At 34.4% G+C, this 19,864-nt stretch carries 21 protein-coding genes; 6 read left to right on the top strand and 15 right to left on the bottom strand.

The annotated features are described in order from the left end of the window. Positions 1–2: 2 nt before the first annotated feature. The 5 genes from PRVXT_RS01430 to PRVXT_RS01410 form a co-directional block, all read right to left on the bottom strand. On the bottom strand, positions 3–305 hold the full coding sequence (locus PRVXT_RS01430; RefSeq protein ID WP_350343923.1) for a BMC domain-containing protein: 303 nt from the start codon (positions 303–305) through the stop codon (positions 3–5). A 24-nt stretch (positions 306–329) separates the two neighbouring features. Beyond that, the gene (locus tag PRVXT_RS01425) at positions 330–629 is read right to left on the bottom strand and encodes a BMC domain-containing protein (protein WP_350343922.1); all 300 of its coding nucleotides are present in this window, start codon (positions 627–629) and stop codon (positions 330–332) included. Between the two features lie 58 nt (positions 630–687). Then, entirely contained in the window at positions 688–954 is a 267-nt protein-coding gene (locus PRVXT_RS01420) for a hypothetical protein (protein ID WP_350343921.1), read from the bottom strand. Further along, entirely contained in the window at positions 941–2,041 is a 1,101-nt protein-coding gene (locus tag PRVXT_RS01415) for a hypothetical protein (protein ID WP_350343920.1), read from the bottom strand. The genes PRVXT_RS01420 and PRVXT_RS01415 overlap by 14 nt, the downstream gene beginning before the upstream one ends. A gap of 426 nt (positions 2,042–2,467) precedes the next feature. After that, the gene (locus tag PRVXT_RS01410) at positions 2,468–3,382 is read right to left on the bottom strand and encodes a choline kinase family protein (protein WP_350343919.1); all 915 of its coding nucleotides are present in this window, start codon (positions 3,380–3,382) and stop codon (positions 2,468–2,470) included. 380 nt (positions 3,383–3,762) lie between these two features. On the opposite strand from PRVXT_RS01410, the gene PRVXT_RS01405 reads away from it, so the two are divergent. The 3 genes from PRVXT_RS01405 (at position 3,763) to PRVXT_RS01395 (ending at position 6,995) form a co-directional block, all read left to right on the top strand. Further along, on the top strand, positions 3,763–4,869 hold the full coding sequence (locus PRVXT_RS01405) for a 1-propanol dehydrogenase PduQ (protein WP_350343918.1): 1,107 nt from the start codon (positions 3,763–3,765) through the stop codon (positions 4,867–4,869). A gap of 181 nt (positions 4,870–5,050) precedes the next feature. Continuing rightward, positions 5,051–6,271 carry a histidine kinase gene (locus PRVXT_RS01400; protein ID WP_350343917.1) on the top strand — a complete coding sequence of 407 codons (1,221 nt, stop codon included), beginning with the start codon at positions 5,051–5,053 and terminating at the stop codon, positions 6,269–6,271. Continuing rightward, the gene (locus PRVXT_RS01395; protein ID WP_350343916.1) at positions 6,249–6,995 is read left to right on the top strand and encodes a response regulator transcription factor; all 747 of its coding nucleotides are present in this window, start codon (positions 6,249–6,251) and stop codon (positions 6,993–6,995) included. The genes PRVXT_RS01400 and PRVXT_RS01395 overlap by 23 nt, the downstream gene beginning before the upstream one ends. 56 nt (positions 6,996–7,051) lie before the next feature. Here the strand turns inward: PRVXT_RS01395 and PRVXT_RS01390 are convergent, their stop codons facing one another. From PRVXT_RS01390 to PRVXT_RS01365, 6 genes are all read right to left on the bottom strand, one after another. Beyond that, entirely contained in the window at positions 7,052–7,384 is a 333-nt protein-coding gene (locus PRVXT_RS01390) for a hypothetical protein (RefSeq protein ID WP_350343915.1), read from the bottom strand. Positions 7,385–7,389: 5 nt separating this feature from the next. Beyond that, the gene (locus tag PRVXT_RS01385; RefSeq protein ID WP_350343914.1) at positions 7,390–8,223 is read right to left on the bottom strand and encodes a glucosaminidase domain-containing protein; all 834 of its coding nucleotides are present in this window, start codon (positions 8,221–8,223) and stop codon (positions 7,390–7,392) included. A 1,587-nt stretch (positions 8,224–9,810) separates the two neighbouring features. Beyond that, complete coding sequence (locus PRVXT_RS01380) at positions 9,811–10,350, bottom strand: ECF transporter S component (RefSeq protein WP_350343913.1); 540 nt, start codon at positions 10,348–10,350, stop codon at positions 9,811–9,813. Between the two features lie 12 nt (positions 10,351–10,362). Next, the gene (locus PRVXT_RS01375) at positions 10,363–12,147 is read right to left on the bottom strand and encodes an NADH-dependent [FeFe] hydrogenase, group A6 (protein WP_350343912.1); all 1,785 of its coding nucleotides are present in this window, start codon (positions 12,145–12,147) and stop codon (positions 10,363–10,365) included. Positions 12,148–12,348: 201 nt separating this feature from the next. Beyond that, positions 12,349–12,771 carry a DUF134 domain-containing protein gene (locus tag PRVXT_RS01370; protein ID WP_350343911.1) on the bottom strand — a complete coding sequence of 141 codons (423 nt, stop codon included), beginning with the start codon at positions 12,769–12,771 and terminating at the stop codon, positions 12,349–12,351. Between the two features lie 292 nt (positions 12,772–13,063). Further along, positions 13,064–13,441 carry a NifB/NifX family molybdenum-iron cluster-binding protein gene (locus tag PRVXT_RS01365; RefSeq protein WP_350343910.1) on the bottom strand — a complete coding sequence of 126 codons (378 nt, stop codon included), beginning with the start codon at positions 13,439–13,441 and terminating at the stop codon, positions 13,064–13,066. Positions 13,442–13,615: 174 nt separating this feature from the next. Between PRVXT_RS01365 and PRVXT_RS01360 the strand changes: the two genes are divergently transcribed. Beyond that, positions 13,616–14,476, top strand: a complete 861-nt coding sequence (locus tag PRVXT_RS01360; RefSeq protein WP_350343909.1) for an SDR family oxidoreductase — start codon at positions 13,616–13,618, stop codon at positions 14,474–14,476. Between the two features lie 147 nt (positions 14,477–14,623). On the opposite strand, the gene PRVXT_RS01355 is transcribed toward PRVXT_RS01360, so the two are convergent. From PRVXT_RS01355 to PRVXT_RS01345, 3 genes are read right to left on the bottom strand one after another with little or no spacing between them, the layout of a single operon-like run. Beyond that, a complete protein-coding gene (locus tag PRVXT_RS01355; protein WP_350343908.1) occupies positions 14,624–15,100 on the bottom strand; it encodes a DUF2752 domain-containing protein in 477 nt (158 codons plus the stop codon). Between the two features lie 12 nt (positions 15,101–15,112). Then, positions 15,113–15,565 (bottom strand): hypothetical protein, encoded by a 453-nt coding sequence (locus PRVXT_RS01350; protein ID WP_350343907.1) that lies wholly within the window; start codon positions 15,563–15,565, stop codon positions 15,113–15,115. 17 nt (positions 15,566–15,582) lie between these two features. Beyond that, a complete protein-coding gene (locus tag PRVXT_RS01345; RefSeq protein ID WP_350343906.1) occupies positions 15,583–15,933 on the bottom strand; it encodes a hypothetical protein in 351 nt (116 codons plus the stop codon). A 322-nt stretch (positions 15,934–16,255) separates the two neighbouring features. Here PRVXT_RS01345 and PRVXT_RS01340 point away from each other — a divergent pair, with 322 nt between their 5' ends. Both PRVXT_RS01340 and PRVXT_RS01335 read left to right on the top strand, forming a co-directional pair. Then, complete coding sequence (locus tag PRVXT_RS01340; RefSeq protein ID WP_350343905.1) at positions 16,256–17,035, top strand: response regulator; 780 nt, start codon at positions 16,256–16,258, stop codon at positions 17,033–17,035. Positions 17,036–17,315: 280 nt separating this feature from the next. Beyond that, the gene (locus PRVXT_RS01335) at positions 17,316–17,828 is read left to right on the top strand and encodes a hypothetical protein (protein WP_350343904.1); all 513 of its coding nucleotides are present in this window, start codon (positions 17,316–17,318) and stop codon (positions 17,826–17,828) included. 22 nt (positions 17,829–17,850) lie between these two features. On the opposite strand, the gene PRVXT_RS01330 is transcribed toward PRVXT_RS01335, so the two are convergent. Continuing rightward, positions 17,851–19,230, bottom strand: coding sequence for a Na+/H+ antiporter NhaC family protein (locus tag PRVXT_RS01330; RefSeq protein ID WP_350343903.1), 1,380 nt, complete (start codon positions 19,228–19,230; stop codon positions 17,851–17,853). Positions 19,231–19,864 lie beyond the last annotated feature (634 nt).

The raw sequence follows: 19,864 nt of genomic DNA, 5'->3' as shown, positions 1-19,864 counted from the left end.
TTTTAAGGGTTGAGGTTCTCTAGCGAATAACGGGCTGTTATTTTTTCTAGGTCTTGATGAGGGCTAGCAATAACCACGGAGCTATAAACTTCTGAACCCATATTTTCTACAGCTTTCACACCGGCTTCTACAGCTGCTTTGCATGCCCCCACGTCACCTTGAACTAGCACAGAAATGTAACCAGAAGCCACATTTTCAAAACCAACTAGCTCAACATCTGAGGATTTGCACATTGCATCTGCTGCTTCTAACACGAAAACTATACCAAAGGTTTCTATCAAACCTAATGCGTTGTATTTACTCATACCGTTTCCCTCCCCATTTCTACTTTAATATTTATCAACATCATATATCGAAACTATATCGCCAACTTCTTTAATAGGTCGCGGCATACTGTGTTGCGCCGTTAACTTCCCGATAGCTGCCGCCGCTTCCGCTCCAGCTTCTACAGAAGCTTTTACCGCAGCTATGTCACCTTTTATCATGATAGTCACAAGGGTTGAGCCTATATTTTCATATGCTACTAACTCTACGTTAGCTGCCTTTAACATTTTATCAGCAGCTTCTAATGCAGGTACCATTCCAATTGTTTCGATAAGACCTAAAGCTTCTTCTCCACGATATCTCATAAAGTATTTCACCCCTTTTGGACATAGTTTTTTAATGTGAACTTAAATACCTATTATATTAGTCTTTAATATATTTGTTTATAGCTTCTAATCCTTCTTGATGAGCGCGATAGTATATTACCACATCACCAGATCCACTTAGTTCATATCTTGACTCCTCCAATAACCCGTTTGCCTCAGCTGTCATCAAAGCAGTCAATACTTCCTTTTCATTAAGAGCTTTAAAATCTCCATATTTATCCTTTAGAGCTTCCACCACATGGCTAGCACTTGCTTCTTCTACTTTTGTAAAATGTTTTAAGATAGCATAATTAAGCGGCTTCATCTATCACTTCCTCCTTTTTCTTAAATATTAAGTCCAACGGATTCATTGCAATTACCCAGATACCAATGGCCATTGTTACAGCTGCAAACCACTCTATAGCTGTTAAACTCCAGCCTTCTTGACCCATGATAATCCCTAGTAAAACCCAGCAACTTAGAGGTCCGAAGAAGGAGTAAGTTCCGTTTGTTGCCATACCCATAGCAGCACCTGTCATACTGTTTCCTTGGTACCACCACATAAATGAAATAAAAGCGAAAAATCCTGATACAGCAAACCAAATCATAGCTGATCCACTAGCAAAAGCTTGTCCAGCAAGTTCGAATGGCAATGTGATACCGCCGCCTAAAAGACCTAAAATCGGAAGTAAAATTAAAAAGTTTGCAACTCCAGATGTAACCTGACGAATAGTTATACTAATTTCTGAATCTACCATTGAAGATCCAAACCCTGCCAAAACACCTTCAAGCCCCCAACCAAGAGCAGCTACAAAGGCTATAACAAGTCCTAGAACTATGCTATCTCCTGTATCTCCACCAATGCCTACACTACCGATTATAATACTGGCTGAAACACAGATAATAATTCCTAATGCCATACGCTTGTTTAGTTCCTGCTTATATAAAACTCTTCCTAAAATAGCTCCAATCGCTGGGCAAAGAGCAGTAATCGGGATAGCTATTGAGCCAGCCAACTGAATACCAATAATATATGCAACATTTGCTATCGGTCCACCCATTATTGCTGCTACCATAAGCATTTTCCCTGGAGCAGTAGATAGCGTTCTAAAGAAATCTTGAAGTTTGCCTTTTCTACCACAATTAATGAGCGCCCACACAGCACTACAAATGTCATTAAGTGCTGTTCCTAAAGCTCCTAGAATAAAGACAATTGTAAATGTTGATAAGCCAGCGGTATTATCACCGTACCAGTCACCCCAAATTCCTCTTTGCATAGCCAGTGTAATAAATGCAGCAAATAAACCATAAGTTAACCCTGAAAGTAAACCAATTGTAACACCTTTTTTAAAGAAACTTGCTTTCAACTTGTCCTTGGCAGCAATTGCAGCTGCCGTCGATTTCTTAGTCATCCTTTTAGTTCCTCCCTTTTTTGTTTTGCAACCAGTGCATTGATTTGCACCCTGGTTGCTTTTTATCTATATTACTTTTTAAGTAATACTTGATTATGGCCCAGCCTTATTATTAAATGAAATTATAATAAATTTTTAATAAAGTAATTTTGGTTTAATTTAATTATAACTGACTGAAGCATTTTTCTATGGTACAATACAAACTTCCCAGTTGCATTGTGTCCACCATTTTTATGTGCAAAGTTGCACTTTCTACATTTTTTTGTATTTTATGCTGTTCAAAACATTAAATCTTAAGGTTATCCATCTTTAAAGTGGATATTATACAATATTACACCACAGAAGTATCACCTGTTGAAAAAATACAATTTGGGTACATAAATTGAACATAAAAAAAGGCACTTTTAAAAGTGCCTTTTTTTAATTCTAAACTATAACCATATCAGCAATCGGGTAGTGGATAGACTCCTTGACCGCTTTTATGTTTTTTCTGAATCGTTCGTACCTATTATTACAATAGTCCAGAAAGTCATCGCCATGATAATGTCTTATTAAAGCCCATACAGTCCATAGTAAATCTTGCGCTAAAATATAACATTTAACCTTTGTTATTTCGTTAACGGAAGGCTTTTCGTTGTAATAAGTCATCAGCAGGTGTTCAATGGAATCTTCAGCTAGCTGTGATTCTAAGATATATGAACCAACATCCCAACTAGGATCATTCATGCCAGAGTATTCCCAATCAATAAGATACGTCCTTCCACTTTCCTCTAATAAAAAGTTCTCCGGTACGGTATCGTTATGGCATGGAACCATGGTTGTAGATTTAATGTTCTCTGTCATTATTTCATACAACTGTTTTTTTAATGAGCTATAATCAAAAAATAAAGCCCCGTTTATTTCATTGACAATTCTTTCATACTTGCTTAATTCCGCCCAAAAGTCAAAGGTATTAGGAAATGTTTTATTGCTTTGGTGCATTTTTTTCATTACCTCAGAAACATTTTTTATGTTTTTATTGCAGTTCGGATCTAATAACGCTATGTTTTTGCTGTTTTCAATATACAGGCTTATTTTTATCCCGGTATGTTCATCAAAGTAAATACATTGAGAATTAATACCAAACTTCGAAGCAATGTTGTTGTTAACCTTTTCTACTTTTCTATCTATCATTTGGTCTGTCATACCACCGGGCTTTCTGATTACGTATTCTATTCCCTTTATATTCATTATATAGTTATAATTTGTCAGACCACCAGCAAACCGTGATTTATCAAAAACGATGCTTTCGTCGTCAAAAATCTTGCGCAGTTTGTTTTGTATAACTTCTTCTATATTCATAAAAATTTCCCCCATAAATATCTCTTAAATGACCCTTCTAAACAACTCTTTGAAATCTAATTATATCAGTAAAGGTTCCTATAATCAATATAACCTATCCATAAAATGCTCCCATCTTATATGATAAAAACAGTACTCTATCATTATTTTTTTCTATATAACTGAAATTGTACAATAATAAAGATTTTATACAGTTTCGCCTACAAACATAAATACAAAAGTACCACAACCTTATGGTCTACCTTCAATAACCATATTAGTCTCCATGTTATTATAAAGATAGCTAGTGATTTTTTTTACTTACATTTACTATTAAGGGGGTAATTATCATAGATAACACGTTTTATTTAAAAACTAAAATTCTTTCTGACAACCAAGGTTTGCAAGAATTAACAAATGTTAAAGGTAAAAAGGCTTTTATAGTAGCTGATGGTATTATGAAGGAACTTGGCTATCTGCAAAAAACTATTGACTATTTAAGCCAAGCTAACATCGAATCAGACGTATTTTCAGAAGTGCGTCCCGACCCAAGTATAGATATAGTTACAGAGGGATTAAGCCTTTATAAAAGAAGTAATGCAGATATAATAGTTGCTTTAGGGGGAGGTTCTGCTATAGATACCGCCAAAGGAATTGTATACTTTGCCGAGCGGGTTGAAAAGTTAAATGAAGCAAATTTTAAAAAACCACAGTTTATTGCAATACCTTCTACCAGTGGAACTGGGTCGGAAGCTACTGACTTTACAGTAATCACATCCGAAGGAGAAAAAATATGCTTTATTGATGAATCCTTGGCTCCAGACCTTGCTATTTTAGATTCTACTTGCATACAGCATGTTCCGCAGCATGTTTGTGCTGATACTGGAATAGATGTTTTGGTTCATTCTATAGAAGCCTATGTTTCAAAAAATGCGTCGGATTTTACCGATGCTTTAGCAGAAAAAGCTATCAAGCTTATATTTGATTTTCTTGAACCCCTTTACAATGATACTAAAAATGACTATGCAAGAGATAGAATATTAAATGCCTCATGTATGGCAGGAATGGCTTTTACTAACACTGGACTGGGTATCAACCACAGTCTTGCTCATGCGTTAGGTGCAACCTTCCATCTATCCCACGGACGTTCAAATGCATTATTGCTAGAAGGGGTTATGGAATATAATGCTGATTTAAGTGGAAAAGCTAATGATTATGCTACTGAAAAGTACGCTAAACTAGCAAAAATGTTGCAATTACCAGCTAGGACCAAACGAGAAGGCGCCGTCAACTTTATATCAGCTGTAAGCAAATTAAAGAAAAACCTAAAAATTGAAAATAGCATCTCTTCCTTTGACATTAAGAAAGAAGATTTTGAACAAGCTTTAGAACAAATGTCAACATCAGCACTTAATGACCGCTGTACACCTACTAATCCAAAAAATCCAACTAAAGATGAACTTGTGGGTATATTAAAAAGATGTTATAAAGGAAAAAGAACATACTAAGTTTTGAGAAATATACGCTGACTCTAATAAAAGTTTAAGAGTCAGCGTATATTTTTGAGCTAATTATTGTCTTATATCAACGGTTTACTTTAAAGGTATTATATATTAAAATTAAATATAAGATTGTTATTTTAATATATTATGTAAACTTATACCAGTTAGAGATGGGGTGAAAAAGGTTATGAATAATATTGATAATCCCCTTAGGAAGTTAATATCATCAAAACTATACACAAGATATAGTGGTATTTTATCTTTATCAGATATATCTTTATTTTTAGTAGATACAGATGGAGAGATATTGCATGAGCTTATCCCTCCTCCTGATTTTTGCAGCCATGTTTGTCATCCTGAAAAAGGAAAAGCTTGTTTAGATTACAAAAGCAGATTGGAAACATCCAAAGAAGGTATGTTTGTTTGTAAGCATGGGCTACAAAATATCCTTTTGCCTATTAAGGTTAAGGATAATACTTTAGGTTATGTAGGAGGAATGCAAACTTATTTAGAGGGTACTGAGTATAAAAAGCATACTATTGATATCCAGACTTTACACAAAGACAAGGATTTAGATTTTGAATTTATCGCTAAATCCATCGCTTCTCTTAAAGTTTTACAGTCCAGTAAAGTAACTGTACATGAACAGTTATGTAACCATATTGCTAATAACATATCGTTAGACTTAGCTGAGAGTGTAAATGAAGTTAATCCTCAGGTTGCTAGACTTTCAATTGAAAAGGAAATACTTGAAAAAAAAATTATAGATTTAGAAGCTAAAAATATGTCATTGGTGGTCAATCCACATTTTTTGTTTAACACCTTAAATACCATTGCTAGAATTGCATATTTTGAACAATCTCATACAACAGAGGAACTGATTTACTGCCTTTCGGATTTGCTTAGATATAACTTAAAAAATGATGACCAGCTACACACCATCGCATCAGAAATAGATAACATTGAAAAATACCTTCATATTCAAAAAGTGCGGTTTAAAAACAGGTTAGAGTACAATATAGATATTCCTGAACAAGTTAAATCCTATAGAATTCCTAACATGGTGATCCAGCCTGTAGTAGAAAATGCTATAATTCATGGAGTTAGTAAAAGCCGCGATGGGGGTAGCATTAATATTTATGCTAAAAATAGCAATGCAAATGAAATTACTATATTCATTGCAGACAATGGACATGGTTTCCCTAAAAAAGTGTTAGACCAAATCAAAGAAAATAACTATAGTAATGGCCTTGGATTTCAAAGTACTGATAAAAGGTTAAAACAGTATTATGGAAAGTGCTTTGGCCTTGAAATTGTTAAGTCTGATTATAGTGGAAGTACAGTAGCGATAAAAATATCCACCCAACCATTGAGAGGTGCTAGTGATGAACAAAATATTGATTGTTGAGGATGAGTTGCTTGAGCAAGAATTTCTTAAGTCAATAATAAAAAATGAGCTAACACCAGAGGATAGAGTGCTAACTTGTGAAAGTGGAAAAGATGCTATAGAGTTAGCAAAAGAACACAAACCAAACATTATAATAATGGACATTATGATTTCTGAATTAGATGGACTTTCTGCCACAGAAAGCATCAGAAAGTTTTTACCTGATACATCCATTATTATTCTTTCTGCATATTCAGACTTCTCGTATGCACAAAAAGCTATAAACCTCAAAGTTTCTGAATACCTGCTAAAGCCTGTCAAACCAGCAATTTTTAAAAAAGTAATCCAAAAAGTTTTAGCTTCGGCACCAAAGCAAAGTGTTATAGCGGAGGAGTCCCTAAGTACAGATAAGGAAGATAAAAAGAGTTTTATCGAAGATTCTCTAAAATTTATTGATAAGCATTTCAAAGATAAATTAACCTTAGAAATGGTGGCGTCTGAAGTGTTTATGAGCCCAAAATATTTTAGTCAAGCTTTTAAAAAGGAAATGGATGTTACTTTTACTGAATATGTTATTAAAGTTAGGGTTCAACATGCTTGTAAACTTCTAGAAAACACAAGTTACCCAGTTTATAGAATTTCTTCTGAATGTGGATTTTCAGACCCCTCTTATTTTAATAGAGTTTTTTGTGCACAAAAAAGCATGACCCCAAATGCTTATCGAAGCCATACTAGAACTAAATAAATATCCAGGTTAGCTGGCTGCATATCATTAAAGAGAGCATATAAAATTGTTCTCTTTTATTTTTTTGATGTTCTTTCCTTTAAGTCTTCTATTTCTTTAAGGTTTTCCTCTAAGATTTGAGTGCTTTCTATTAAATCGTCTATTATTTTGTTTAATTCTTGTATTTCTACTTGAAGCTGTGAATTTGCTCTTGCATATTCTTTTCCTTGTTCCGCCTGTGCTTGTAGGTTTTTATGTTCAAATCTGTATAAAACTAGTAAAAACGATAACATTACAAGGAATAACACTAAAAAAGTTATACAGCGTTTAATAGTTTTATAGCTTACTTTAAACCTTTTTGTGTTTTCATGAGCACTTGGCACTACAACAATATTCAAATGTTCATTCATAGTTTTCACTCTCCTTGTCCGTATAGAATTTCATGATATTCTATATTTTGCTTGCTAATTATATCTTGATTGAACCGCTCCATAGATCTTGCGATTTTTACATGCCAATTGAGGTCACTGGCATATCTACGATTTACGTGCTTTAAAGTAAAACCACCAGAGTAAAAGCGCCCTCCTTCTGTCAAATACTGGTTAGAAATGTGGCTTGCTACTACGTCGATTCCTTCTTCTTTTGTGGAAAAAGAGCGGGCATATTTATATGGATTTTTATCATATGCACCAAATCCAAACAAATTATTTTTATCTCTTGCTATATCTGATCTTCCCCACCCACTTTCATGTACTGCAAGGGCCAACAGAAAAAAAGCATTTACTCCATGGTCTATTTCAGCCTGAATAAAGGCTTCCCCCAACCCTTCTAAAGCTGACCCCTTTAAAATATAGTTATCAATTTCAAAGGCAGTTATAGCAGAGCGTTTAGTCAAGTCTAGGTTTGTTGCTGATTGATTGGTAGCTGTTACTTCTATACTATTTTTTAAGAAGGCTTCGCCTTGAGATTTCAATCGATCTGAATACGTTATGTGGTTATATACTAGCTTTAAGCTTTTGTCATACTGGTCTTCATATACTTGGTCTAAAAATTCAATGTGTTGAACGGACTCGTAAATGAGCCTTTCAATTTGCTTTTCTAAAGCTGCAGTTTTTTTAAAAGCATTTTCTGTACCTTTATTACTTGCCACTTCATGTGCATAAATAAGGTTAAAAAATTGTATATTAGCTATAGACAATATCAAGACTGTCACAACTCCCATAAAGAAAGTTCGCTTGATACTTTCCATAATCTACACTCCTTTTTATAGCCGCTTTTCCTTTGCTACGTACGGCTAGTTATGTTTATACAGCTAGTTTTGTCGTGCACTTAGCCATATATCCTATATTTTTGACATAAAAAAGAGTTTTTAATCAATTACGTATTTTGACTCAAGTTAGGCATCAATAAATCAAAAAAGATGGAATTTCAAACATACTGATTTGAGATTCCATCTTTTTTGATTTTCCCAATGCATAGCATGCCATACTAAATGTTCCCCTAATCCATTGTACTTTTAAGTCCTTAGTTGCCACGAAGGCCTATAAATTAGCTACATGCTGTGCCCCAAAACCTAAAGTCATATTGACTAACTAAACATTTAAACCCTTGTTGGCCACGAAAACGTATAAACTAGCTATCTGCTGGGTCGCAGTTCCTTTTCCAAATTAGCTACATGCTGGGTTGGTAATAATGGACTAATTATCGTTTTTAAAAAAACACTAGTAATTATACTCATTCCAGTCCCAGCATCACATCTAGTTTCAAGCCCAGCTCTCAGACCAAGCAGAATAAGCAAATATCGACGTTTTCGTGGCCAATTAAGGTTTGCCCAAGCACTTCACAAGGTCCAATCACTCATCACTTTTGGATTAATCTATCCCCATATATCTACTACATCTTATTTTTGTTATAGGTCCAAATACATCCCTATTGCTCTTCTAATCCATTTAAATAGCAAGATTACTTTTTTAAAATCCTTAGTTAGCCACAAAGGCCTATAAATTAGCTACTTGCTGTGCCCCAAAACCTAAAGTCATATTGACTAACTAAACATTTAAACCCTTGTTGGCCACGAAAACGTATAAACTAGCTATCTGCTGGGTCGCAGTTCCTTTTCCAAATTAGCTACATGCTGGGTTGGTAATAATGGACTAATTATCGTTTTTAAAAAAACACTAGTAATTATACTCATTCCAGGCCCAGCATCACATCTAGTTTCAAGCCCAGCTCTCAGACCAAGCAGAATAAGCAAATATCGACGTTTTCGTGGCCAATTAAGGTTTGCCCAAGCACTTCACAAGGTCCAATCACTCATCACTTTTGGATTAATCTATCCCCATATATCTACTACATCTTATTTTTGTTATAGGTCCAAATACATCCCTATTGCTCTTCTAATCCATTTAAATAGCAAGATTACTTTTTTAAAGTCCTTAGTTAGCCACAAAGGCCTATAAATTAGCTACTTGCTGTGCCCCAAACCTAAAGTCATATTGACTAACTAAACATTTAAACCCTTGTTGGCCACGAAAACGTATAAACTAGCTATCTGCTGGGTCGCAGTTCCTTTTCCAAATTAGCTACATGCTGGGTTGGTAATAATGGACTAATTATCGTTTTTAAAAAAACACTAGTAATTATACTCATTCCAGGCCCAGCATCACATCTAGTTTCAAGCCCAGCTCTCAGACCAAGCAGAATAAGCAAATATCGACGTTTTCGTGGCCAATTAAGGTTTATGATTCATGTCACAGCAGACTTTACTAACAAGTTAACGCACATGTTGGACGCACATAAAAAGCTGACTCATTTTTTGAGCCAGCTTTAAATAAGTTTAGTTTTTGAAATAGGGTTGGATTCTTTTTGCTAACAATAATGCTAGTGCTCCCCCCACTAAGGCTGTATATAGCTGTGGGAAAGTAAGCATTTCAATTAAGTGAGGAGGAACTTCTTCAATAAAGAACGTTACAAAGTATCTTACAGAGATAGCTAAAAAAGCGAACTTCACTATCGCTCCACAAAGCACCCCTATAGCTTGCTTTATAATATGACGGTCTATTTTAATTGCCTTTTGAACGATGCTAAACAAGGTTACTAAAATAATATTTCCAACAATGATAAAAACTACTAAAGGAAATAGCGGCATTATTCCTAGCATGAAGGCTATTAACGGCGTTAGACTCCCCACTAGTATCCCAGACATAGTTCCCACTGTAATAGCAGCTAAAAATAATGTCATGTTTACCAGAGGACCTACAGCGGGCTGTGCAAACTGGCTAAAACCAATTTGAAAAACTAGTGCAAGTGCTAGCAATAACGCTGTTTTTACTAAATAGTTTGTGTTGAGCTGGTTTTTAACCTGTGAGTTTTGCATCAGTTTGCCCCCTTAATCATCGCTAACTGCTATTTCATGAAGTGCACCATCAGCTCTATTCTTTATACCTTTCGCTCTAGGAACATAATGGGTATGAAGTAGTTTATGAGCTTTCTCGCTGTTAGGAGCTTGTAGAAACTCTTGGTATAATTTTTGGATGAATGGGTTTTTATGGGATTTTCTTACCTTTTGGATGTTATCTTCCTTATAAAGAACTTTAGCCCTTTCCACTCGAACGTCAGTATCTATAGTAGACGACACATGAGGCTGTCCCCCACCTGTAACACATCCACCGCTACAACCCATCACTTCTACAAAATGATACTGCTTTTCTCCAGCAGCAATTTTATCCAAAAGTTCTTGAGCCATTTTTGTGCCATGGGCAACAGCTACATTTATTTCTTTGCCGCCCAATTTTATAGTGGCTTCTTTTACACCATCTATTCCTCTAACTTCCTGATATTCTACCGGTTCTATGTCACGTCCTTCAACAACATCAGCAACTGTTCTTAATGCAGCTTCCATAACTCCTCCAGTAGCTCCAAAAATAGCAGCTGCTCCACTATATTCTCCTAAAGGATTGTCAAACTCACTGTCATTAAGTTTATTAAAATCTATACCTGCCTGTTTTATCATCTTAGCTAATTCTCTTGTAGTTATTACAGCGTCAACATCTTTATGGCCATTTACCTGGTTTTCTACCCTTGCTGCCTCACCTTTTTTGGCTGTACAAGGCATAACCGATACCACAAAAATCTTGCTTGGATCTATGTTATTTTTTTCGGCATAATAAGTTTTTACAATTGCACCAAACATTTGATGAGGTGATTTACAAGAAGAAAGATTGCTAATATACTCTGGCGCCTTAATTTCACAGTAATTAACCCAACCCGGAGAACACGAAGTTATAAGTGGCAGGTTTTTTCCTGTTTCTAAACGATTCAGCAACTCATACCCTTCTTCCATAATTGTTAAATCTGCAGCAAAGTTTGTGTCAAAAACTTTGGAAAAACCTATTCTTTTAAGGGCTGTCACCATTTTTCCTGTTACTCTTGTGCCTATAGGCAAACCAAATTCTTCACCAAGAGCTGTTCTTATAGCGGGAGCTGTTTGGACAACCACATGAACATCTTCGTCTTCAATAGCATCCCATACCTTTTCTATATCCTCTTTTTCCTTTAAAGCTCCTACAGGACAAGCCATAATACATTGTCCACAACTAATACAGTCTGTTTCTACCAAGCTGTCGTTAAATGCTGGAGTCACTTGGGTATCTATACCTCTATTTGTAAAATCTAAGATCTCAGCTTTTTGCATATCTCTACAAACAGCAATACATCTTCCACATAAAACACATTTGCTGGTATCCCTTACGATAGAAGGCGAATTATCATCTATTGTATGATTAGTACGGTTAGTTTCAAAAGGAACTTCATCAACGTTAAACTCCTCCGCAAGATCTTGAAGCTCGCAAGTCTTACTTCTAGTACATGTTAAGCACTCTCTGTCATGGTTTGATAATAAAAGCTTCAACACATTTTTTCTTGCCTTTCTCAGCTGGTTGGTATTTGTTTTTACCACCATGTCATTAGATGCTGGAAACACACACGCCGGTTGCAGGTTTCTCTGCCCCTCTATATCTACTATACAAAGTCGACAGGCGCCTATTTCATTGATTTCTTTTAAATAACATAACGTAGGAATGTGAATGTCAGCCCTTTTTGCTGCTGTTAATACAGTATCACCTTTTTGGCACTGAACTTTCATACCATCAATAGTTATTATAAATTTTTCCATTTAACTCCCTCCTCATATTTATCACTATTTAAAGTGTCAGAAAATTTAGTAAGGGATGTGCTGCCTGCGATGCAAAGGTTTTGCCGATAACGTTAAAGTTTTCACTTTCACTCAATCCCTTTTATATATTTTAACATATTTTCTGTTTCTCTACTATATAGTACTTGTTATTTTAATATATTTCACTTTTGTGACATATATTTAGGCTTGCTGCTTATTAAAACAATCATTTTTTTTTCTTTGGCATATCACTTCTTTAGATTTACAATAAGAGCAACTGCCATACTTTTCATCAACATTTTTTCCACACTTTGCGCACTTAAACTTACAATCTCTGGTCATATAGTGTCCACCATTAATATTTATAGCTTTCCCTTTAGTTAAGGCTAGCGCAACTTTATTTCTTGCACTATCTATAATATTTTGGAATGTTTGTCTAGAAACACCCATCTTTTCTGCACACTGGTTTTGGTTTAAGTTTTCAATATCCTTAAGCCGCATAGCCTCAAGTTCTTCTATTTTTAATGTTATTTGTTCTGTTATGCATCCTTTTTTCCCTGAAGGCTTGAAAAAGGTTTTTTGCGGAAAAAATTCTACTTTCCTGCACTTTACTGGTCTTGGCATTTTCTCCCTCCCTTCGAATCTAGCATTAGATTTTTACAATTCTCTATACAACAGTATGTTTATAGATATTTTAAAAAAAGAACTGCCTAGTGTGTCATTCCGACCTAGGTTCGCAAATGAGTAAAAAATGACTCAAACTACTTTACTGTTACCATTTCCCGACATAGTCATCAAGGATGCAAAATTCACCACTCTTACAAAATTAACATCTTGTGAATAATTTGCAGTTTTTGATGATATAAATTATACCATTACATTGTAACCATTTAAAGTATTTATAGTTTGTAGCTCACTAATAACAGCTACCCTTTTTACACTGCTGCTTATTACAACAAGAATTTTCATCGATATAGTTTGTTTTTACTGGTTTTAACTGACCTTTTAAGAAACCTTCTACTGCTTGATTGATATCACTTTTAACGTTTAGCACTATTTTAATGCCGTTTTCATGAAATAGTTTTACAGGGGTATTCCCTACACAGCCAACGATAACAACTTCAATCCCATGTCCTATTAAATATTCGGGAAGCTCTTGTGTTTCATTATCATAGCTTTTGAAAGGTATTTTTTTTACAACCCTTTCTCCCTGTATTTTAAAAATCGTAAATTCCTGGCACTGATTAAAATTTTCGCTCACATACCCTTCCTCGCTTGCTACTGCTATTTTCATAATATCACCTCTTTATTAGTTAGCATATGCTAATTACTTTTATTTTATATAGTAAAATAAGGTATGTCAAATGTTTTGATAGGCTTTTGTGCAACTAGAAAATAAAAAGCAGGTATTATATAGCAGATGTAGAACATATATTTTTAACAAGCTAAAGATAGGGGTGGTGTTGCATTGGATAATAAAGTAGTTGTGATAACTGGTGCAACCAGTGGTATTGGGTTTGAAATGGCTAAAGAGTTGTGTACTCAAGGCTTTAAAGTTGTGCTTGCTTGTAGAAACTTAGATCAGGGTTTAAAGGTCCAGGAAGAATTTAATAATCTATATGCCAAGGTAGATGTTGATGTTATGGAAATTAATTTGGCATCTTTTAGTTCTATTAAACGCTTTGCAAAAAAGTTTAGAACTAAATATAATAAACTCCATGTCCTAATTAACAATGCTGGAGTTTTTTGTGATACAGCAAAAAAAACAGAAGATGGGTTTGAAATGACTATGGGGGTAAATTATCTAGGCACTTTTTTTCTTACTGAACTACTTTTGCCTATTATTATCAAAACTGCAGATGCACGTATAGTTAATATAACTTCGAAGTCTGCCTTTTATGGAAAATTAAAAGTAGATGATAATATGTTTTATAGTAATGTTTATGGGTTTAAGGCCTATTACGCTTCCAAACTTGCACAGATTTTTTATACTATCGACTTGTCTGAAAGGTTAAAAGATAAGGGAGTAACAGTAAATGCTGCATGCCCCGGCAGAGTAGCAACTAAAATTTGGAATGGGAAAACTTTGATGATGAAATTTTTATCACCTATAATTACTAAAAAAGGTTCCTCCCCAAAAGAAGGAGCAAGTACCGGCATTTTTTTGGCAACTTCCCCAAGGGTTAAAGATATAACTGGTAAAATGTTTTTTGAAAAGAAAGTTATAGATTATAGTGAAGTTTGTTTAGATAACACCATTAGAAGAGAAGTAGTTAAGCTTAGTTATAAAGTTGTGAAGAAGTATGAAGAAAACCTATCTGCAGGCTAGAACAACCCCAACAATTGTGCTGGGGTTGTTTGTTTATAGCCGCTTTTTCATATTTAAGGATTCCATTTTTTATTATAGTTTTGATGTGATACTTTTGGGACTGTAACTAAAAAAGATACTCTACCCTTGAGTTTCTTTTAGCTTAGATTAAGCTTTCCAAACCAATATCCCCATATAATCTAATGCCCATTGCAATGAAAATATTACAAAAAGCAAGTATAAAAAGTGTTTTTCAACCCAAACATCTACTGTTCTGACTTTTTTTAATAATAAATTATCTACCCCTAACACTATAGCAATTCTAAAGGGTAATAAAAAATATATAATTGCAAAAAGTAATAAGCCAAACATATTATAATGTAATGCCATTAAGATATCCCCTGATAAAAAACTTAAAAAGGATCTAGTTCCACCACAAAGGGGGCATCTACCATAATGTACAATCTCTCTTAGTTCAGAAATAAAAAAGTGCCCTCTTGAAAGAATATAACTTTGTTGCCACAAAAGAGAGTTATAAAGGATACCTGTCAGAGCTAAACATATAGCAGTCATAACATAACAAAAGTACCTTTTCTCATCTACAGGAATAATTTTTAGTAAGGACCTAGGCCATAAATCAAGCACTTATTTACCCCCTTAAAAAAATTCCCATTGCTGTACAGGTTGACCTTTTTGTAGCTTTTGACCAATAAGGTTAGCATCTACCATTACTGCAATCCAAATGGGAATAGCAGCCAATCCAGCAGTCATTGTAGTTAATAAAACGGATCCACCAAGCCAAGCTAATCCTTTTGCGGTCTGACCTAAATATATCTGTCCTACACCAGGTACAAAGCAGCTTAGTAAGGTAGCAGTGGCAGAACTTTTGGGTGGTTCAGATGGATATATTAGTTCATTATTATCAATGCTAAAACTAGTATTATTTAGCTTCTGCAAACGACAACCACATTTAATACAGATTTCCTGTTTATCAGAAGTTTCTGCCCCACATTCTTGACAGTATTTATTTTCATTCAAAGGTTTCAATCCACAAGACATACAAACCTCTGCCTTGTCATTCAACTGAGAAGCACAATTTCTACAAAACACTTATTATTCCTCCTCCACTATAAATACATGAATAAACTAAATAAATTTATCCAGAGAAAAAAGCTACCTATTATAGCAATAATTGAAATCACCAAACCTGCAATGGCGAGCCCTCTATTAGCTCTATTATTACTCATGCCAACAACCGACAAGATAAGAGCTATAAAACCTATAAATATATCAATTATAGGTATAGGTAAAAATAAAGAAATCAAAGCCAGTACAAAGCCGGCTATCCCCACACCACCAGGTTGTTTATTCTCACTGCTATAAGAAACTTGCGGCTCTTTTTTTTCAGTGTTAACACCACAATGAACACAAATTACTGCTTTATCATTAATTTCAGCGTTGCAATTATGACAGAGCATATTACTCCTCCCTTCCTAGGCATTTTTTCGTCACATAACAAGTTCTGCTAAAATAAATTTTTTCCTCTTTTTATTATAAATATTGCTTCGTCCTAGTTTTCAATACAATTATTTAGTCTTTTCATTAGATTTTGTTAAAAAGTTGTTTATACGATGTGAGTCCATTGGCTGATTGACAAAAACGCTTCATTTCATAGACAATCAAACTAACATAGTATTGTGCGACAAGGACTTCCTCTTTAGTTGTAAAAAGTAAATACCGAGGCGCTTTAAATTATTATAGGATAAAATAGAAACTATAAAACATGGAAGGAGGAGATATATGAGAAATCTAACTGTATTACAAAAAATAAAGGTTCTTTATATCGAAGATGAACCGATTACCCAGAGGGAAGTAAGTAAGTTTCTTAAGCCTCAAGTTGGAAAGCTGATTACCGCTTCCAATGGTCTTGAGGGCATCAAAAGTTTTTTTCACCATGAGCCCGATATTATTATTACTGATTTAATAATGGGGGATATGAACGGGATTGAAATGATGAAAAATCTACGAAATGAGGGGGTATATTGTCCATTAATAATTACCTCTTCCCTTTCCGACTCGGAAACCATTCTAAAAACCGTTGATTTAAAGATTGAAAAGTTTTTAATAAAGCCTATAAACCTTGATTCTTTAATTAACACCTTAGAGTCCCTAGCCATCGATATTGTAGAAAAAAGAGAAAACATTGTTGTAGTCAACAAAGATTTCATTTTAGATGAAGCAAAAAAAGCAGAATTAGAGTTAAAAATTAGAAATTTATACTCTAAATATCTAAAAGATGTGACTGGAAAAGGAGCAAATTTGGTTAATGTTTTTATCAACGGTAAAGAAATTGAAATTCTTTTAAAGCAGCCGTTAACACGATTAGAAGAAAGTTTATTAAATACAAACGCTGGTTCAAACTATAAGCTAGTAGAAATTATTAGAAGAACAATTTATGAAGATACCATTGACGATTTTTTAACCAAAGTGAGCTTGTTAATAGACAGAAAGGTGGGCATAAAAAAAATTGATGTATACCCTAAAGAACGAATCGAAAGAATTTTAATTGAAATTAGATAAGTATTGGGTTGACAGCAGAGCGTAATTTGTCATATAATGTAATTAATGGAAAGTAAATTTAGATATGTTTTACTACATAAGCTAAATTTATTCTATTATTTTACATAACCTTATATTTTTATGGACAACTTTTAAACCAAACACAGTTTGCAATTTAAAAGCCCATAATAAAAGATATTTGTCTTTTATTGTGGGCTTTTTTTGTTTTTTGCGGCATGATTAGTTATTTATTTAACTAAAAACTAAAACTAAGTAAGATTTTCAATTGGAGGGAATTATTATGAGTAAAATTATCCTTAAAAACAACAAAAGTCTAGTATTAAAAAATGTACTAATAAGAAAACTTCATTGCCTTAATCTAGATGACCTGGAAGGTGAAATAAAAGATTTTAAACACTCATTAAAAAAACACAGAGTAAAAACATTTGGACCTTTAATCACAAAATGTTATGGCCCCAATGTTCATAAAGATGGAAGGATTACAGCTAACTATGAAATTATTATACAGGCCCATGATTATTTAAAATATAAATCGCTTTTTGAAACAAGAAAATCTTTAAATTGCGGAAAGTGTGTTTATCTACGTTATTCTGATGAACCTGAATTTATGGACTTTGCTTTTTCTAAGATTAATATGTTTATAACAGAAAATAACCTAAATACTGTAGGTGTTACTTATAATGCTTATGTTGAACAAGATCATAAAAACGTAGTTTTTGAGATTTTCAAACCACTAGCACCTAATTCAAGCCAACAATACTTCGATTCTAAATTGAAAAAAGTTTTGCCATGACCTACTATAACATTACTTAAGCCTATGCTGCCTCTTCTTTTTGAGTTAGCCTAGGTTTTTGTACGTGTGGGTATATTACTGTTGCTATGGGCAATAGGTATGGAATCAAAGCATATGGAGCATAGTCTAAGGTATTTACACCAAGTATTGCTACAATAGCTAAAGCATTAACATTCCACGGCAACAAAGCTACAGTCACTACACCGCTGTCAGCGATAGTTCTTGCTAGTTCATTTTTAGTAAGCCCCTTTTCCTGATATTGTTCTTTTAGAAATTTACCAGGGATTATTATCGATAAACTTTGATTACAGGTTATAGCATTAATTCCTATGCAAAGGACGGACGTTTTAAAGACCAGTTCTTTTGCATCTTTTATTTTTTTAGAAAAAATATCAATCAAAGGTTTTATCATTTTAGTATGTTCTAAAATACCATTCAAAGCTGTTGAAAATAAAATAATTAAAATAACATTTAGCATAGAAATCCAGCCCGCTCCAGAAATAATCTTACTTATCTCACCATTTTCAGGCTGATATCCTAAAATTAAAGTTTCTAACATTTGTGCAATAGTTAGATCTGTAGTAAAAAAAGAAATACCCATACTGGATATAAGTCCTATTAAAATACAGTAGAGTATAGGAAAACGAAAAATAGCACCCCCCATTAATAGTATGGGAGGTAAATAAGTATACCAGCCAATTGTGTAATAACCACTTAAAAGCTGCTGGACGTTGTTTATGTGATTTATAGATTGTTCTGTCAGTATATACTCTCTGCCTAACCAATAATAAAATCCTATGCAAAGCAAAACAACCGGCCAAAGAGTTGTCATCATAACTTTTATGTTTTCCATAATATTTGTGCCGGTTATAGAAGCGGTTAAGTTGGCGCTACTTGATATCGGCGATGTCCTATCACCTATGTATGCACCTGATACCACAGCCCCTGCAATCATAGCTGGCGGAATACCCATAGAAGTTCCTATTTCCATAAAAGAAATACCTATAACACTAATCGAACCAATTGATGTCCCCAGGATTAGTGATATTATAGTAGTTACTATAAAAAATGCTAGCAAGGCGTTCATTCGAGTAAGGTAGTCAAAACCTATGTTCATCATAGCAGCGATTGTTCCACTCAACATCCAAGAAGCAGACAACATTCCAATAAGAGACATTATCATAAGAATTCCTTTTGCGTTAGATGTTCCCATTTTTATCATCTGCCATAGCTGACTTATTTGATAACCGTTACGACTACAAATAACCCCCGACACAAAAATCCCCAAAATCAACCCTATCAATGCAGTTTCAAAAAGCACAATTCCCATCCCTATTCCCGTAATAGTTACCGCAAAAACTATAATGATTTCTAGAAAACTAATTTCCTTATACATAGACATTTCCTTTCTCTTTCTATCTATTTTCCCTTCTATTATATATATAGAATAAAAATGTATCAATTATAGAAATCGTAATTTCAAAGTATAAAATAACATTTTATGCAGGTAGGGTTTGTTCCCGCTGGTTATTGATTGAACGATTTAGAGCTCAGCCTCAATTATTGGCAGAACCTTACAACCCCATTTAAATTAAAAGTAACAGTTAAACCAACATCCTCTCCAATACGTAGCAGGTAATTCATTGCCTGCGGATTTGGATACGACTTTGGATGGTCCAGCGGTGCCAAGGCACGGGGAATGAATTCCCTCTACTACTGTTGAAATCAACATCTTCTCCAACACGTAGCACGTAATTCATTGCCTGCGGTTTTGCATACAGATTTGGATGGTCCAGCGTTGTCAAGGCTCGGGGAATGAATTCCCCTCTACTACTACGGTTGAAATCAACATCTTCTCCAACACGTAGCAGGTAATTCATTGCCTGCGGACATGCAACCCAAATGGCTCCCATTTCTAACTTCACACTTCCCACTACTCAAATGGTAATTCATTGCCTGCGCATTTGCATACGGATTTCGATGGTCCAGCGTTGCAAAGGGCATGGGGAATGAATTCCCCTCTACTACTGTTGAAG

Source organism: Proteinivorax tanatarense, from assembly GCF_040267685.1.
Taxonomy (GTDB): domain Bacteria; phylum Bacillota; class Proteinivoracia; order Proteinivoracales; family Proteinivoracaceae; genus Proteinivorax; species Proteinivorax tanatarense.
The sequence above is the reverse complement of the archived record's forward strand: the minus strand, read 5'-3'. Positions and strand labels throughout refer to the sequence as shown.

Bases quoted from the DNA above. Each gene is read 5' to 3' on its own strand.
- PRVXT_RS01410 (WP_350343919.1), bottom strand. From the start codon at position 3,382: ATGAATATAGAAGAAGTTATACAAAACAAACTGCGCAAGATTTTTGAC.
- PRVXT_RS01345 (WP_350343906.1), bottom strand. From the start codon at position 15,933: ATGCTCTGTCATAATTGCAACGCTGAAATTAATGATAAAGCAGTAATT.
- PRVXT_RS01375 (WP_350343912.1), bottom strand. From the start codon at position 12,147: ATGGAAAAATTTATAATAACTATTGATGGTATGAAAGTTCAGTGCCAA.
- PRVXT_RS01380 (WP_350343913.1), bottom strand. From the start codon at position 10,350: ATGCAAAACTCACAGGTTAAAAACCAGCTCAACACAAACTATTTAGTA.
- PRVXT_RS01430 (WP_350343923.1), bottom strand. From the start codon at position 305: ATGAGTAAATACAACGCATTAGGTTTGATAGAAACCTTTGGTATAGTT.
- PRVXT_RS01370 (WP_350343911.1), bottom strand. From the start codon at position 12,771: ATGCCAAGACCAGTAAAGTGCAGGAAAGTAGAATTTTTTCCGCAAAAA.
- PRVXT_RS01365 (WP_350343910.1), bottom strand. From the start codon at position 13,441: ATGAAAATAGCAGTAGCAAGCGAGGAAGGGTATGTGAGCGAAAATTTT.
- PRVXT_RS01425 (WP_350343922.1), bottom strand. From the start codon at position 629: ATGAGATATCGTGGAGAAGAAGCTTTAGGTCTTATCGAAACAATTGGA.
- PRVXT_RS01385 (WP_350343914.1), bottom strand. From the start codon at position 8,223: ATGGAAAGTATCAAGCGAACTTTCTTTATGGGAGTTGTGACAGTCTTG.
- PRVXT_RS01330 (WP_350343903.1), bottom strand. From the start codon at position 19,230: ATGTCTATGTATAAGGAAATTAGTTTTCTAGAAATCATTATAGTTTTT.
- PRVXT_RS01420 (WP_350343921.1), bottom strand. From the start codon at position 954: ATGAAGCCGCTTAATTATGCTATCTTAAAACATTTTACAAAAGTAGAA.
- PRVXT_RS01340 (WP_350343905.1), top strand. From the start codon at position 16,256: ATGAGAAATCTAACTGTATTACAAAAAATAAAGGTTCTTTATATCGAA.
- PRVXT_RS01335 (WP_350343904.1), top strand. From the start codon at position 17,316: ATGAGTAAAATTATCCTTAAAAACAACAAAAGTCTAGTATTAAAAAAT.
- PRVXT_RS01415 (WP_350343920.1), bottom strand. From the start codon at position 2,041: ATGACTAAGAAATCGACGGCAGCTGCAATTGCTGCCAAGGACAAGTTG.
- PRVXT_RS01395 (WP_350343916.1), top strand. From the start codon at position 6,249: ATGAACAAAATATTGATTGTTGAGGATGAGTTGCTTGAGCAAGAATTT.
- PRVXT_RS01400 (WP_350343917.1), top strand. From the start codon at position 5,051: ATGAATAATATTGATAATCCCCTTAGGAAGTTAATATCATCAAAACTA.
- PRVXT_RS01390 (WP_350343915.1), bottom strand. From the start codon at position 7,384: ATGAATGAACATTTGAATATTGTTGTAGTGCCAAGTGCTCATGAAAAC.